Origin of the sequence: Pseudomonas sp. ATCC 13867 (assembly GCF_000349845.1) — a bacterium.
GTDB lineage: Bacteria > Pseudomonadota > Gammaproteobacteria > Pseudomonadales > Pseudomonadaceae > Pseudomonas.
The window spans coordinates 2,263,609-2,278,910 of record NC_020829.1 but is presented as its reverse complement, the minus strand read 5'-3'; the positions used below and the strand labels follow the sequence as shown (position 1 = coordinate 2,278,910).

15 protein-coding genes are annotated in these 15,302 nt (G+C 67.2%); 7 read left to right on the top strand and 8 right to left on the bottom strand.

Annotation, left to right across the window (positions count from 1 at the left end; translation table 11 throughout):
* Window positions 1-229 precede the first annotated feature (229 nt).
* The 6 genes from H681_RS10435 to H681_RS10410 all read left to right on the top strand — a co-directional run bounded on the left by H681_RS10435 (window position 230) and on the right by H681_RS10410 (window position 6,746).
* Window positions 230-1,036 carry a cytochrome c gene (locus H681_RS10435; protein WP_015476818.1) on the top strand — a complete coding sequence of 269 codons (807 nt, stop codon included), beginning with the start codon at window positions 230-232 and terminating at the stop codon, window positions 1,034-1,036.
* Between the two features lie 165 nt (window positions 1,037-1,201).
* Complete coding sequence (gene ydcS, locus H681_RS10430) at window positions 1,202-2,374, top strand: putative ABC transporter substrate-binding protein YdcS (RefSeq protein WP_041711896.1); 1,173 nt, start codon at window positions 1,202-1,204, stop codon at window positions 2,372-2,374.
* A 179-nt stretch (window positions 2,375-2,553) separates the two neighbouring features.
* A complete protein-coding gene (locus tag H681_RS10425; protein ID WP_015476816.1) occupies window positions 2,554-3,573 on the top strand; it encodes an ABC transporter ATP-binding protein in 1,020 nt (339 codons plus the stop codon).
* A complete protein-coding gene (locus H681_RS10420; protein ID WP_015476815.1) occupies window positions 3,570-4,481 on the top strand; it encodes an ABC transporter permease in 912 nt (303 codons plus the stop codon). Before H681_RS10425 ends, H681_RS10420 begins: the two co-directional genes overlap by 4 nt.
* Window positions 4,471-5,283 carry an ABC transporter permease gene (locus H681_RS10415; protein WP_015476814.1) on the top strand — a complete coding sequence of 271 codons (813 nt, stop codon included), beginning with the start codon at window positions 4,471-4,473 and terminating at the stop codon, window positions 5,281-5,283. The genes H681_RS10420 and H681_RS10415 overlap by 11 nt, the downstream gene beginning before the upstream one ends.
* Window positions 5,284-5,321: 38 nt before the next feature.
* Window positions 5,322-6,746: a gamma-aminobutyraldehyde dehydrogenase gene (locus H681_RS10410; protein WP_015476813.1), complete on the top strand. Its 1,425-nt coding sequence runs from the start codon at window positions 5,322-5,324 to the stop codon at window positions 6,744-6,746.
* A gap of 172 nt (window positions 6,747-6,918) precedes the next feature.
* Here H681_RS10410 and H681_RS10405 read toward each other — a convergent pair whose 3' ends face one another.
* The 7 genes from H681_RS10405 to H681_RS10375 all read right to left on the bottom strand — a co-directional run bounded on the left by H681_RS10405 (window position 6,919) and on the right by H681_RS10375 (window position 13,230).
* Window positions 6,919-7,623 carry a type 1 glutamine amidotransferase gene (locus tag H681_RS10405; protein ID WP_015476812.1) on the bottom strand — a complete coding sequence of 235 codons (705 nt, stop codon included), beginning with the start codon at window positions 7,621-7,623 and terminating at the stop codon, window positions 6,919-6,921.
* Window positions 7,624-7,776: 153 nt separating this feature from the next.
* The gene (locus tag H681_RS10400) at window positions 7,777-8,118 is read right to left on the bottom strand and encodes a ribonuclease E inhibitor RraB (RefSeq protein WP_015476811.1); all 342 of its coding nucleotides are present in this window, start codon (window positions 8,116-8,118) and stop codon (window positions 7,777-7,779) included.
* Between the two features lie 228 nt (window positions 8,119-8,346).
* Window positions 8,347-9,255, bottom strand: a complete 909-nt coding sequence (locus H681_RS10395; protein ID WP_015476810.1) for a DMT family transporter — start codon at window positions 9,253-9,255, stop codon at window positions 8,347-8,349.
* 102 nt (window positions 9,256-9,357) lie between these two features.
* A complete protein-coding gene (locus H681_RS10390; protein WP_015476809.1) occupies window positions 9,358-10,032 on the bottom strand; it encodes a hypothetical protein in 675 nt (224 codons plus the stop codon).
* A 33-nt stretch (window positions 10,033-10,065) separates the two neighbouring features.
* Window positions 10,066-10,827: an SDR family oxidoreductase gene (locus H681_RS10385; protein ID WP_015476808.1), complete on the bottom strand. Its 762-nt coding sequence runs from the start codon at window positions 10,825-10,827 to the stop codon at window positions 10,066-10,068.
* Window positions 10,824-11,771, bottom strand: a complete 948-nt coding sequence (locus H681_RS10380) for an alpha/beta hydrolase (RefSeq protein WP_015476807.1) — start codon at window positions 11,769-11,771, stop codon at window positions 10,824-10,826. Before H681_RS10380 ends, H681_RS10385 begins: the two co-directional genes overlap by 4 nt.
* Window positions 11,755-13,230 carry a flavin-containing monooxygenase gene (locus H681_RS10375; protein WP_041711893.1) on the bottom strand — a complete coding sequence of 492 codons (1,476 nt, stop codon included), beginning with the start codon at window positions 13,228-13,230 and terminating at the stop codon, window positions 11,755-11,757. Before H681_RS10375 ends, H681_RS10380 begins: the two co-directional genes overlap by 17 nt.
* A gap of 130 nt (window positions 13,231-13,360) precedes the next feature.
* Between H681_RS10375 and H681_RS10370 the strand changes: the two genes are divergently transcribed.
* Window positions 13,361-14,377, top strand: coding sequence for an AraC family transcriptional regulator (locus tag H681_RS10370; protein ID WP_015476805.1), 1,017 nt, complete (start codon window positions 13,361-13,363; stop codon window positions 14,375-14,377).
* An 86-nt stretch (window positions 14,378-14,463) separates the two neighbouring features.
* Here H681_RS10370 and H681_RS10365 read toward each other — a convergent pair whose 3' ends face one another.
* Complete coding sequence (locus H681_RS10365) at window positions 14,464-15,249, bottom strand: sulfite exporter TauE/SafE family protein (protein WP_015476804.1); 786 nt, start codon at window positions 15,247-15,249, stop codon at window positions 14,464-14,466.
* Window positions 15,250-15,302: the final 53 nt, after the last annotated feature.

The following is a 15,302-nucleotide window of genomic DNA, read 5'->3' as shown; positions in this document are numbered from 1 at the left end:
AATCAAGAAAATGGCGTCAGGCTAGCCTGATCGTCTTTGCCACCACAGTGGTGCTGATCATCCCCAACCTGAGTCGTCTGGTCAGCTAGGGACAATACACCGGCGACCCCGTTGCTGCGTACCACGTGCCGCCATCCGCGAGCCACGGTCAACGCAGCGCGGGCGTCACCTCCGCAGCTCCCCGCCTTCTGCTATGGTTCGGCCGCCCTCCCCGCTCACGGAACCGACCATGCGCCCACTGCTGCTGTCCTTGCTGCTGCTTTGCCCAACAGCGTTCGCCGCCACCCTGACCCTCGACCTGCCCGACGGCCAGCATCGCCTGACCACCGAACAGCTGCTGGCCAATCCGCAGGCGCGCGACGTCGAAATCGCCAATGACGTGTCCTACAACCGCACCATGCATTACCGCGCCGTACCCCTGGCCGCGCTGCTGGGCGGCGTGAAGTCCGGCGACCACCTGCAAGCCGTGGCGCTGGATGGTTTCGCCGCCGAACTGCCGGCCGCGCCGCTGCTGGCCAGCCAAGGCTCGCGCGCCTGGCTGGCCATCGAAGAACCGAACCAGCCCTGGCCGGCGCTGGGTGCCGGCAAGCCCTCGGCCGGCCCGTTCTACCTGGTCTGGACCGATCCCAAGGTCGCCGGCATCGGCTCGGAACAATGGCCCTTCCAGGTCGCCAGCATCCGCTACCTTGCGCCGCTGGCCGAGCGTTTCCCCGCCCTGCTACCGGCCAAGGACGCGCCGAAGGCCGTCCAGGCAGGCTTCGCCCAGTTCCAGAAGAACTGCCTGGCCTGCCACCGCCTCAATGGCGCCGGCGACTCCCAGTTCGGCCCGGACCTGAACCTGCCGCACAACCCGACCGAGTACTTCGCCGCCGGTTATCTCAAGCAGTACATCCGCGATCCGCAGAGCCTGCGGCACTGGCCGGAAGCACGGATGAAAGGCTTCGCCCCGGACGCGATCAGCGACGCGGAGCTGGATCAGTTGCTGGCCTACCTGCAGCACATGGCGGGGCGCAAGGCGAAGAACGCCATCCACTGACACCCAGCACGGGGGCGACCACATTCTTGTCAGCCCCAGGGCCTGGAACTACGCTGCAAGAGCGTGCCCTCCCGCTATGGGTACGCTGCCGTCAACGCAGGTGCCAACTTTCGGCGCAGTTCGGCCGCAGAGGCTCCCAGAACCAAGAACAACAGGAGTCGACTCATGTCATCAGTGCAATTGTCTTCAGGGAAAGTCGCGGCGCTGGCCTTCGCCGGCGTCAGCCTGCTCGGCAGCGCCTCCCTCCAGGCCGCCGATGCGCTCAAGCAACTGGGCCAGCCCGAAGGCGCCCTCGACATCATTGCCTGGCCCGGCTACATCGAGCGCGGCGAGAGCGACAAGAACTACGACTGGGTCACTCAGTTCGAAAAGGACACCGGCTGCAAGGTCAACGTGAAGACCGCCGCCACCTCCGACGAAATGGTCAGCCTGATGGCCAAGGGCGGTTACGACCTGGTCACCGCCTCCGGCGATGCCTCTCTGCGGCTGGTCTATGGCAAGCGCGTGCAGCCGATCAACATCGACCTGATCCCCAACTGGAAGAACGTCGACAAGCGCCTGCAGAACGCGCCGTGGCACACCGTGGACGGCAAGCACTACGGCACGCCCTACCAGTGGGGGCCCAACGTGCTGATGTACAACACCAAGGTCTTCCCCAAGGCGCCGCTCAGCTGGAGCGTGGTGTTCAGCGAGCAGAAGCTGCCCGACGGCAAGAGCAACAAGGGCCGCGTGCAGGCCTACGACGGACCGATCTACATCGCCGACGCCGCGCTCTACCTGAAGACCACCAACCCCGCGCTGGGCATCCAGGACCCCTACGAACTCAACGAAGAACAGTACGCCGCCACGCTCAAGCTGCTGCGCGAGCAGCAGAAGCTGATCCACCGCTACTGGCATGACGCAACGGTACAGATGAGCGACTTCAAGAACGAGGGGGTCGCCGCCTCCGGTTCCTGGCCGTACCAGGTCAACGCACTGGTGGGCGAGAAGCAGCCGATCGAATCGACCATTCCGGTCGAAGGGGTGACCGGCTGGGCCGACACCACCATGCTGCACGTCGACGCCAAGCACCCGACCTGCGCCTACAAGTGGCTGAACTGGTCGCTTGAGCCCAAGGTGCAGGGCGACGTGGCCGCCTGGTTCGGCTCGGTCCCCGCGTCCCCCGCAGGCTGCACCGGCAGCCAGTTGCTCGGACCTCAGGGCTGCGCCACCAACGGCTACGACCAGTTCGACCGCATCGCCTTCTGGAAGACCCCGCAGGCCACGTGCGGCCAGGGGCAATGCGTGCCGTACAGCCGCTGGACGCAGGACTACATCGCGATCATGGGCGGGAGGTGACGCGGTCCCGCTTCACTGCTGACCTGCAGGAGCGAGGGGGACGCCTAGTCCTTGCTCGCGAACCGATCTCCGCTGCGGGGTCGTTCGCGAGCAAGCTCGCTCCTACAAGAGCACGCTCCTCCCTCGCCCCCATGCGCTACCTTTTCTGAAGCAGCCCCGCCACTCAGGTAGCCAGCAGCATGACCACAGCCGTCCAGTTCACCGAGGTGAGCCGTCATTACGGCGATGTGCGCGCCGTCGACCGGGTGTCCATCGAGATTCGTGACGGCGAATTCTTCTCCATGCTCGGCCCGTCCGGCTCGGGCAAGACCACCTGCCTGCGGCTGATCGCCGGCTTCGAGCAGCCCACCTCGGGCTCCATCCGCATCCACGGCCAGGAAGCCGCCGGGCTGCCGCCCTATGAGCGCGACGTCAACACCGTCTTCCAGGACTACGCGCTGTTCCCGCACATGAGCGTGCTGGAGAACGTCGCCTACGGCCTGAAGGTGAAGGGCGTGGCCAAGGCCGAGCGCTTGAAGCGCGCCGAAGAGGCCCTCGGCATGGTCGCCCTGGCTGGCTACGGCGGCCGCAAGCCGGCGCAACTCTCCGGTGGCCAGCGCCAGCGCGTGGCGCTCGCCCGCGCCCTGGTGAATCGCCCGCGCGTGCTGCTGCTGGACGAACCCCTGGGCGCGCTGGACCTCAAGCTGCGCGAGCAGATGCAGGTGGAACTGAAGAAACTGCAGCGCCAGTTGGGCATCACCTTCATCTTCGTCACCCACGACCAGGGCGAGGCGCTGTCCATGTCCGACCGCGTGGCGGTGTTCAACAAGGGCCGCATCGAACAGGTCGATACCCCGCGCAACCTCTACATGAAACCGGCCACGCGCTTCGTCGCCGAGTTCGTCGGCACCGCCAACGTGCTGCGCGGGGAGCTGGCGCAGCGCCTGCTCGGCGAACCCCGTCCGCACTCGCTGCGCCCCGAGCACGTGCGCTTCGGCCGGGCTGGCGATGGCGAGCTGGAAGTCAGCGGCACCCTGTTCGACGTGCAGTACATGGGCGCCAGCAGCCGCTACGAGATCGAACTGGACAACGGTGCGCGCCTGATCGCCGCCCTGCCCAACGGCGAGCGCGAGGAGCGCCGGCCGCAGCCCGGCGAGCCGGTCACCGCCTGCTGGGCACGCAGCGCGCTGGTGCCGCTGCTGGAGGAACCGGCGCCATGAACCCCATGCGCGGCCTCTCCAGCTTCCTCTACCGGCGCAGCACGCTGTACCTGCTGATGCTGCTGATTCCGCCGCTGCTGTGGTTCGGGGTGATCTACATCGGCTCGCTGTTCGCCCTGCTCTGGCAGAGCTTCTACACCTTCGACGACTTCACCATGACGGTGACGCCGGAGCTGACCCTGGCCAACTACAAGGCGCTGGCCAACCCGGCCAACTACGACATCGTGCTGCGCACCCTGGGCATGGCCATCAGCGTCTCTATCGCCAGCGCCATCCTCGCCTTCCCCATCGCCTACTACATGGCGCGCTACGCCGGGCCCAAGGAAAAGGCCTTCTTCTACATCGCGGTGATGCTGCCGATGTGGGCCAGCTACATCGTCAAGGCCTATGCCTGGACGGTGATCCTGGCCAAGGGCGGCATCCTCTACTGGGTGATCGAGCACCTGCACCTGCTGGGCCTGCTCGACCTGCTGCTGAACGTGCCGGGCGTGGGCGGCAACACCCTGTCCACCTCGCACATCGGGCGCTTCTGGGTGTTCACCTACATCTGGCTGCCGTTCATGATCCTGCCGATCCAGGCCTCGCTGGAGCGCCTGCCGCCGTCGCTGCTGCAAGCCTCGGCGGACCTCGGCGCGCGCCCGCCGCAGACCTTCTTCCAGGTCGTCCTGCCCCTGGCCTTCCCCGGCGTGGTGGCCGGCTCGATCTTCACCTTCAGCCTGACCCTGGGCGACTTCATCATCCCCCAACTGGTCGGCCCCAGCGGACTGTTCATCGGTACGATGGTCTACGTGCAGCAGGGCGCGATCGGCAACATGCCGCTGGCGGCGGCCTTCACCCTGGTGCCCATCGTGCTGATCGCCGTCTACCTCTCCATCGCCAAGCGGCTGGGGGCCTTCGATGCGCTCTGACGACAACCGCCCCTCCTGGTTCCTGCGCCTGGCCGCCTGGGGCGGCCTGGTGTTCCTGCATTTTCCCATCCTGATGATCCTGCTCTACGCCTTCAACACCGAGGAGTCGGCCTACAGCTTCCCGCTGCAGGGCTTCACCCTGAAGTGGTTCAGCATCGCCTTCGCCCGTGGCGATGTGCTCGACGCCATCTGGCTGTCGGTGAAGATCGCCTGCGTGGCCACGCTGATCGCCATGCTCCTCGGCACCCTGGCCGCCGGCGCGCTGTACCGCCGCGACTTCTTCGGCAAGGAAAGCATCTCGCTGATGCTGATCCTGCCCATCGCCCTGCCCGGCATCATCACTGGTATCGCCCTGCTCTCGGCGTTCAAGACACTCGGCATCGACCCCGGCTTCCTGACCATCGTCATTGGCCACGCGACCTTCTGCGTGGTGATCGTCTACAACAACGTGATCGCCCGCTTCCGTCGCACCTCGTTCAGCCTGATCGAGGCGAGCATGGACCTGGGCGCCGACGGCTGGCAGACCTTCCGCTACATCATCCTGCCGAACATCGCCACGGCGCTGCTGGCCGGCGGCATGCTGGCCTTTGCCCTGTCGTTCGACGAGATCATCGTCACCACCTTCACCGCCGGCCACGAACGCACCCTGCCGCTGTGGCTGCTCAACCAGCTGAGCCGACCGCGCGACGTGCCCATCACCAACGTCGTCGCCATGCTGGTGATGCTCGCCACCATGCTGCCGATCCTCGGCGCCTATTACCTGACGCGGGGCACCAGCGACGTGGCAGGCAGCGGCAAGTAACCCGCAAATCCATCAACCGCACCTGCACGGAGGACGCGATGCAAACCAAACTCCTGATCAACGGCCAGTTCATCGCCGGCGAAGGCGAGAAGCTGGACATCCTCAACCCCGCCACAGGCGAAGTGCTTGGCCAGGTCGCCGAGGCCAGCGAAGCCCAGGTGGACATCGCCGTACGCGCCGCCGACCACGCCTTCCACGGCTGGTCGCAGACCACGCCGAAAGACCGCGCCATGCTCCTGCTGCGTCTCGCCGAGCGCATCGAGGAGCACGCCGAGGAGCTGGCACGTCTGGAGTCCGACAACTGCGGCAAGCCCTACGCCGCCGCCCTGAACGACGAGATCCCGGCCATCGCCGACGTGTTCCGCTTCTTCGCCGGCGCCTGCCGAGTGCTGCCTGGCTCCGCCGCCGGCGAGTACCTGCCCGGCTTCACCTCGATGATCCGCCGCGACCCGGTGGGCGTGGTCGCCTCTATCGCGCCGTGGAACTACCCGCTGATGATGGCGGCGTGGAAGCTCGGCCCGGCGCTGGCCGCCGGCAACTGCGTGGTGCTCAAGCCCTCGGAGCAGACCCCGCTGACCGCGCTGCGCGTCGCCGAATTCATCGCCGAGCTGTTCCCCGCCGGGGTGGTGAACCTGGTGTTCGGCCGTGGCCCGACGGTGGGCGCGCCGCTGGTGAGCCACGACCTGGTGCGGATGGTCTCGCTGACCGGCTCGGTGGGCACCGGCAAGGCCATCATCAAGAGCGCCGCCGATAGCGTGAAACGCCTGCACATGGAACTGGGCGGCAAGGCGCCGGTGATCGTCTTCGACGACGCCGACCTGGAAGACGTGGTGGCCGGCATCCGCACCTTCGGCTTCTACAACGCCGGGCAGGACTGCACCGCCGCCTGCCGCATCTACGCCGGCAAGAAGATCTACGACAACTTCGTCGCCGACCTCGCCAGCGCGGTAGCGAGCCTGAAGACCGGCCTGCAGAACGACCCGAACACCGAGCTCGGTCCGCTGATCACCGCGGCGCAGCGCAGCCGCGTGTCCGGCTTCGTCGAGCGGGCCAAGGCCAGCCCGCACATCCGCATCGCCACCGGCGGCAATGTGGTGAGCGGCAAAGGCTTCTTCTACGAACCGACGGTGGTGGCCAACGCCCAGCAGGACGACGAGATCGTCCGCCGCGAAGTGTTCGGCCCGGTGGTCTCGGTGACGCCCTTCGGCGATGCGGAAGAAGCGATCCGCTGGGCCAACGACTCCGACTACGGCCTCGCGTCCTCGGTCTGGACCCGCGACGTCGGCCGCGCCTCGCGGGTGGCGGCGCGCCTGCAGTACGGCTGCACCTGGGTGAACACCCATTTCATGCTCTGCAGCGAAATGCCCCACGGCGGCTTCAAGCAATCGGGCTACGGCAAGGACCTGTCGATGTACGGCCTGGAGGACTACAGCGTGGCACGGCACATCATGATCAAGCACTGAATCGCGCGCGGATGCCTTACCTGTAGGAGCGAGGGGGACGCCATCGCCATTGCTCGCGAACAAACCCCGCTGCAAGGCTGGGGTTCGCGAGCGAGCTCGCTCCTACAAAGGAGCAGCAGGTCCATCGCAGGAGCGGACTCCGTCCGCGATACCGAATCACGGCATCGGTGGATCAGGCCAACCCGGCCAACTTCAGCCAATGATTGTAGAGCCCTTCCGCCACGCGGTTCATCGCTGCCACCTTCTGCGGCAGACCGTCCAGCATCTCGTCGGAGTCTTCCTGGCTCGGCTGGCTGGCATCGAGGTATTCGGGGAAACCATTCACCCAGCCGCTGACCAGCTCCTCGGTCATTTCCGGATGCCCCTGCAAGCCGAGGATGCGCTCGCCGTAGCTGAACGCCTGGTTCGCGCACCAGGGGCTGGAGAGCAGGTGCGTCGCGCCTTCGGGCAGGTCGAAGGTATCGCCATGCCACTGGTAGATCGGGAACTCCGTGGGCAGATGCGCCAGCCACGGGCTCTGCGCCTCCAGGCGGCGCATCGGCTGCCAGCCGATCTCGGAGTACGGCATGCGCTGGATCTCCGCCCCCAGAGCCTTGGCCAGCAACTGGCCGCCCAGGCAGTGGCCGATCAGCGGCACGTCGCGCTCGATGAAGCGGCGGATCGCCGCGATTTCCGTACGCAGCCACGGGGTGTCGTCATTGACACTCATCGGCCCGCCCATGATGGCGACCGCCTTCGGCCGCTCCAGGTCATAGCCCTGCAACCCGTCGAGGTCGGCGCGGCGCACCTCGAACGGCAGGCCGAGACGGTCCAGGACCGTGGCCAGGTGGCCCGGCGGGCAGAAATCGACATGGGTCAGAATCAGAATATCGGTCATGTTCACCTCCGCGCGGCAGTCTGCCGCATCGAGGAGGCGTCATAAACCCCCGGCGTACCCGCGCGCAAACCGCGCCGTCACGGTGGGTGACGGCGCGTGTGCGGTTGCGGGTAGACCATCACAGCCGTCGGCGACGGCACAGGAGCCGGTTGCTCAGGGGCGCAGGGAGCTCACTTCCTGGGTCACGCCCCAGCCGTCCAGAACACCTCCCAATGGCGCCACGACCTCCTCCAGGTCGTGCTCGAAAGCGCCGATGGCCGCGTGGGTCGCGAACATCACCTTGCTGATCTGCAGGTTCCAGCCGCCGTCGTCGCGGGCGTCGACCTGGGTCCTCAGCGACTCGCCCCGGAACTGCCGGGCGGCCTTACGGGCGTTCTGTTCATCGGGAAAGATGGCGAAAAAGTCGATGGGATGAATGCGAGCGAAATCGAAGCCACCTTCCTTCATCCGGCGCAACACGTTGACGCTGATATCCTCCGAGAGGGGCTTTTCCATGGTACGCACCTCCTGTCGAGACGTTCAGAGTTTATTCCCCGCCAACGAACGCACCCCCGCCAGCGGCATGGATGCGTTCCGGGCACCTCTATGTGCCACAGGAAACGCCAAGTCAATCAACGTCCCCCAACTGGCAGCCAAGTCCGCCGAACACGCTCGAAGGCACGATTGCGTGACGGACTTCAAAGGCTACCTTTCCAGCGTAGCGTCTCTACCGGCGAGTTGCCGCTACTTCGCCGTCCCGGTCCTGGCGGCGGCGACAGGCGGCAGCTCGGCGCGACGCGTGCCCAGCCCCAGCGCGGCCAGCACCAGCAGCATGCCCAGCGCATGGCCGACGCTGAAATGCTCGCCCAGCAGCAACACCCCGACCAGCGCGGAGCTGACCGGCATCAGGCCGGTGAACAGCCCGGCGACGTTGGCCGGAACCTGCGAGATGCCGCGGTACCAGAGTAGGAAGGACAGCACGCTGGCGCTCAGCGCGTAGAACAGCAGCCAGACCCAGGTCGCCGCGCTGGGCAGGCGCCAATCGAAGGCCAGCGCCTGCGGCACCGCCAGCGGCAGGAACAGCAGCAGTCCGGCCAGGTTGACGCCGAAGGCCATCGCCCAGGGCCGAACGCTGAGCGACAGACGGCGCGAGAACACCGCAAACAGTGCTTCGGCCAGCACCGCGCCGAGCACCAGCAGGTTGCCGGCGACGCTGCCGGAACCGGTTTCCGGGCGCTCCAGCAGGTTCAGCGCCGCGATGCCCGACACCGCCAGCACGATGGCCAGCAGTTGCGCCGCGCTGATCCGCTCGCGCAGCCAGAGCCAGGCGAGCAGCGCGATCACGCTCGGCGTGGCGCTGGTGATGATTCCGGCGCTGGTCGCCGAGGTCAGCAGTACGCCGTGGAGCATGCACAGGCTGAACAGGAAGCAGCCGAAAAAGGCCTGCAGGAACAGCCCGCCGCAGGCCCGACGATCGAGCCCCCGGCGGGCATCGCGGAGAAACATGCCCGGCAGCAGCACCAGGCTGGCGATGAGGAAACGCAAGGCGGCGAACAGGTAGATCGGGACTTCGGCGAGGATCAGCTTGCCGATGGCGATATTGCCCCCGACGAGCAGCATCGACAGGGCCAGGCAAGCGAAGGCGAACGGCATGACGGCATCCTTGCATCAGGTGATGGGGGCCCGGCAAGCGGAGGGACGCTCCAGCATCCGGGCGGGCTCAACTCCGCGCAAGGGCCGAAACAACCTGAAACACTATCCGCCCAGGGCGATGCACAACCCGGTCATCGCCACGCCCAGCGCGGTGAAGCCCAACGCTCCCGGCCAGGGCGAGTCGCCAGCCCAGCGCGCCAGCAGCCAGCCAAGCACGAACAGCATGACGACCCCGATACCCTGGGCCAGGCGCAGTGCCAGCAAATCGTCCGGCACCAGCCAGAGCGGCAGGACCATCGGCAGGGTGATGCCCGTCACCAGCAGCACGATCAGCAGGGCCGCCAGCCACACTTCGGCACCGCCATGCTGCGGCTCGCCGGTTCCCAGGGAGGACGCCATCAGACGCTGGCGCAGGCGCCAGACCTCGTCCGGCCGCAGGACCGCCACCAGCCGGGGCGGCAGGAAGTCGTCGAGCCCGTCGCGAAAGTCGGTGTCGTTCGAGGTGCCGCGCAAGGCGCGCAGGCGACCGTGCCGGTGCGCCCCTTCCACCCGCAGGCGCACCAGCAGCATCAGCGCGTCCACCAGGCCCCAGGCCAGGTTGCAGCCCAGCGCGGCGACGATCAGGTCCTGCCGACTCGCCCCGCCGCTGGCGGCGGAGATCACCGAGATGATGGTCAGGGTCATGATCACGCCATAGGCCATCTCACTGACCCGGTCGAAGGGTGTGGTGACGTCCTGCAGCACACGCTGCCACGCACCGTCATGGGTTTCCTGCATGGGTCGGCCTCCTTCGCCGCCCACGCAGTCTACTCAGGCACGGCTGAGCCAGGCCATCACCCAGCGATTGATTGCCGGTGGCGACAGCTGGCCGGACCAGTACATCGCCCGGAACAATGCACCGATGGGCCGGTGCACCGCCCTGCTCCGGGCCTGGCGCCAGGCCGCCTCGGCGATCTCCTCGGCGTTCAGGGTCACGCCCAGGCGGCGCAGCACCGGTGGTTCGACGGTCTGGCTGGCGACCATCGGCGTGCGCACGAACGGCGGCATCAGGTCGGCAACCCGGATACCGTGCTCGCGCCACTCCAGCTCCAGCGCCTCGGTCAGGCCGCGCACGGCGAACTTGGAGGCGGAGTAACTGGCCATCTGCGGCACGCCGTACAGCCCTGACGCCGAGCCCATGTTGAGCACCTGCGCGCCCGGCGTGCGCTTGAGCAGCGGCAGCGCGGCGTAGCAACAGTTGAGTACACCCTGCACGTTGATCGCGATGATCCGCTGGTGATCGGCCAGGCTGATGTCCTCGAAGCGACCGAAACGCAGGATCCCCGCGCAGTTGAACAACAGGCGCAGGCCTTCGCCGTTGGCTTCGGCGAACTCGCGCAGCGCCGTCGTCACCGCCTCGGCGTCGGTCACGTCCAGCGCCCGCTGCCAGGCACCGTCCAGTTCTTCGGCGAGCGCCGCCAGCGGTTCGGCGTTCAGGTCGATCAGGCCGACCTTCCAGCCCCGCCGGTGGAACAGCCGCGCGGTGGCGGCACCGATGCCCGAGGCCGCACCGCTGATGAGGATGGTGTTCATCGACGCACTCCCTGCAGGTGCTGGGCGACGAAATCGGCGACGTCCTGCAGTGCGCGGTCAGCCACCTTCAGCACTCCGGCGTGGGCCTGGAACACATGCCAGCAGTTCGGAAAGCGCTGCAGCTTCAGCGTGACGCCATATCGCCGCGCCGCCTGGGCAAAGCGCAGGCTGTCGTTGCGCAGCAGTTCATCTTCGCCGACCTGGATCAGCAACGGCGGCAAACCCGTCAGATCGGCATGCAGCGGCGACAGCTGCGCATCGGCCCGGGGCACGCCCGGCGGGCAGAACATCAGCATGGCGCTGTCGATCCAGGCGCGGGTGATCAGCGGGTCGCCCGCCGCCGGCATGTGCAGGTGCTCGGCGGACAGATCGGTCACCGGCGAGAAGGTCACCAGCGCGCCGGGTGTCGGCAGGCCGAGCGCCTTCGCCTGCAGGGCCAGTTGCAGGGTCAGGTGGCCACCGGCGGAGTCCCCGGCGATGGCAATGGCCGATGCCGGGATTCCCTTGTCCAGCAGCGCGCGGTAGGCCGCCACGGCATCGTCGCGCTGGGCCGGGAACGGGTGCTCCGGCGCCAGGCGGTAATCCAGCGCCCAGACCTCCGCCTGGCAGCGTCGCGCGAGGTTGGCGGTGATGGCCCGATGGGTGGCCGGCGAGCCGACCAGATAGGCGCCGCCGTGCAGGTAGAGGATCGCCGCGCTCATCTCGCGCCCTTGGGACCGCCAGACCTCGCAGGGCAACCCGCCCAGGGTCGTCTGCTCGCGGTGCACGCCACGGGGCGTCAGGGTCGCGGCGGTCAGCCCGCGCAGCAAGGCGCGCTGCGCCTTCACCGGCAACGACGGCCCCATCAGCCCGCGGAACAGCAGGTTGAGCAGGCCGCGCAGGGCGGCGGTCAGGAACTTCTGGCCAACCGACAGCGGCAGCACGGGTTCAACGGATGCAGTCATAGTCGGCGAACTCCGGCTGACGGGTCTGTTGGCGGTAGCGGAAGGTGAAGCCCGGCCAGTTGACGGTGTTGCGGCCGCTGGCGGTCTTGTACCAACTGTTGCAGCCGCGCTCCCAGATGGTGTGGCGCAATTCGTGCTGCAGGTGCTGGTTGAAGCGCTGCTGCACCTGGGGTTTCACGTCCAGATACTTCAGGCCCTCGCGCTGAATGCGCTGGAGGCAACCCAGCACGTAGGGGAACTGGCTTTCCAGCATGTAGATGATGGAGTTGTGCCCCAGGTTGGTGTTCGGTCCGTAGAGGATGAACAGGTTGGGGAAACCGCTGACGCTGATGCCCTTGTAGGCTTCCGCGCCCTCCCGCCAGGCCTGGTTCAGCTCGCGGCCGCCCAGACCCTGGACGCGCATCGGCGCGAGGAACTCGGTGGCGGCGAAACCGGTGCCATAGATGATCGTATCCACCGGATGGCGCTGGCCGTCGCGGGTGACGATGGCGTCTTCGGTGACTTCGCGGATGCCGGTATCGACCAGCTTCACATTGCTGCGCGCCAGTGCCGGGTAATAGTCGTTGCTGATCAGGATACGCTTGCAGCCCAGCGGGTAGTCCGGCTCCAGCCGTGCGCGCAGGCCCGCGTCGGGAATGCCCCGGTGCAGGTGGCGATGAAAGCTCAGGCGCATCATCTTCATCAGTGGCGGAAACACGCTGAAGGCCAGCGTCCGCGACTCGTGCTGGATGTACTTGAGCCCCCGGTCCAGGCGTTGCAGCCACGGCAGGCGCGCCTTCAGGCGGCGCTCCCAGGCGGCGTAGGGGCGGTCCGGCTTGGCAATCACGTAGGCCGCGCTGCGCTGGAACAGCAGCAGCTCGGCGACCTTCGGCGCGATCTGCGGCACGAACTGGATGGCGCTGGCGCCGGTGCCGATCACCGCCACGCGGCTGCCTTGCAGCTTCGCCTGGTCATCCCACTGCGCGGAATGGAAGGCCTTGCCCTGGAAGCGCTCGATACCCGGCAGGTGCGGAATCAGCGGACGGCTCAGCTGGCCGAGTGCGCAGACCAGCGACTGGGCGCGCAGCTCCTCCCCATTGGCGCAGGTCACCCGCCATTCCCCGGCCGCTTCGTCGAAGCTCGCCGCGCTGACCTCGCAGTGGAAGCGGATGCGTTCGCGCAGGCCGTACTTGTCCGCGCAGTGCCGGGCGTAGTCGAGGATTTCCGCCTGCGGCGCGAACTTGCGCGACCAGTCAGCCTTGGGTTCGAAGGAGAAGGAATACAGGTGCGAAGGCACGTCGCAGGCGGCGCCCGGATAGCGGTTCTCGCGCCAGCAGCCGCCGACGTCGCCGGCCTTCTCGAGGATCAGGAAGTCGTCGATGCCCGCCTGTTTCAGACGGATCGCCAGGCCCAGGCCGGCGAAGCCGGCACCGATGATCAGCACGCGCACGGCAGCCGACCCGGGGGAAGTATTTGTCATTGTTGTGCTCCCGGTGATGTTTCCGCTCGATGGCGGATGGGAACATGCTAGGGCTTCATTCGTCTTCGGGTTATGGCATAGTCGGACATAAAATTGTGACTTTCGGTCACATTATCCGACGAGGATCGAGATGCCCGCCACTCCCCCCTGGTCGCCCCGCCGCAGCGCCGTCAGCGTGCAGTTGCTGACGCAGTTCGCCCTGGACCACGGCCTGAACCTGGAACAATGCCTGGGTGGTACCGGCCTGGGCATCGACGTGCTCGCCGATCCCGGTGCGGAGGTGGACGCGGAGCAGGAGCTGAGCCTGGTGCGCAACCTGGCCCGGCACCTGGGGCACATCCCCGGCATCGGCCTCAAGGCCGGGCTGCGCTACCACCTCAACACCTACGGCATCTGGAGCTTCGCCCTGCTCAGCAGCGCCACCTTCCTCGGCGCCGCGCGCCTGGGGCTGCGCTACCTCGACCTGACCTACGCCTTCCACCGCATGCGCCTGGAGGAGCACGACGGCGAGGCGCACCTGCTGCTGGACGACACCGCCGTGCCGGAAGACCTGCGCGACTTCCTGATCGAACGCGACGGCGGCGGTGTGCTGCGCATCCAGCGCGACCTGACCAACCAGCCGGTACCCATGCGCCAGGTCAGCTTCCGCCGCGAAGCGCCCCGCGATGTGCAGCCCTACATCGACGAACTGGGCGTACGCCCGCTGTTCGGCCAGGCGGAGAACCGCATCATCTTCGACAGCCGCATCCTCGAACTGCCGCTACCGGGCGCCAACCCGGAAGTGGCGCGGCGCTGCGAGGAACAGTGCCGCGCCCTGCTCGCCCGCCGCCAGGTGCGGACCGGACTGTCCGGGCAGATTCGCGACCGTTTGCTGAGCACGCCGGGACAACTGCCGGACATGGAGCAGGTGGCCACGGACATGCACATGACCTCGCGGACCCTGCGCCGTCGCCTGCAGGCCGAGGGCAGCAGCTACCGCGCGCTGGTGGACGAGGTACGCCAGGCCCTGGCCGAGGAGTTGCTGGCCACGGGCGTGATTCGCCTGGAGGAGATTGCCGAGCGGCTCGGCTATGGGGAGGTGTCGAACTTCATACACGCCTTCCGCCGCTGGAAAGGTGTGACGCCGGGGCGTTTCCGCCGCGGCTAGCAAATCTGCCGACGCTCTTGCGAGCTAGAGCCGTAGTAGGCGGCAAGCACCCTACAGGCCGACGTGCAGCAGATCGTGGACGGGATTCAGAAGACCAGCTTGTAGCCGATCGACGCCAGCATCACCGCCAGGCACGGACGCAGCACGCCGTCCGGAATGCGGCCGGCCAGGTGGCTGCCAACGTAGATGCCCGGCAGCGAGCCGATCAGCAGGTAGCCGAGCAGGCCCCAGTCCATGTTGCCCATGCTGGCATGGCCGAGGCCGGCAACCAGGGTGAGCGGTACGGCGTGGGCGATCTCGGTACCCACCAGGCGACGGGTGGCGAGGAAGGGATAGAGCACGAACAGCGCCACGGTGCCCAGTGCGCCGGCGCCAATGGAGGTCAGCGCGACCATGGCGCCGAGGACGGCACCGGTGACGACGGTCAGGCTGTTCAGCTTCGGGCCACTGAAGTGGAAGCTGTCGCCGGCATGGCGCTGGGCGAAGGCCAGTACCTGCTTCTTGAACAGCACGGCCAGCGCGGTGAGCAGCAGGACGATGCCCAGGGCATGCTTGATGATGCTGTTCATCGCCGCGGTATCGGCATGCAGGTTGTGCAGGAACAGCAGGGTAATCGCTGCCGCCGGCACGCTGCCCAGCGCGAGCCAGCCGGTGATGCGCCAGTCGATGTTGTCGTTCTTGCGATGGACCAGGACACCGCCGGACTTGGTGATGGCGGCATACAGCAGGTCGGTACCCACCGCCGCGGCGGGGTTGATGCCGAACCAGAGCAGGATGGGGGTCATCAGCGAGCCGCCGCCAACGCCAGTCATACCGACGATGAAGCCAACGACAAGACCCGCGATTACGAAACCGATATTGCCAACATCCATCTACGCGTCCTGACTGGCGAAACTGATCACCTCGTGGTGTGGGCGGCAGGATA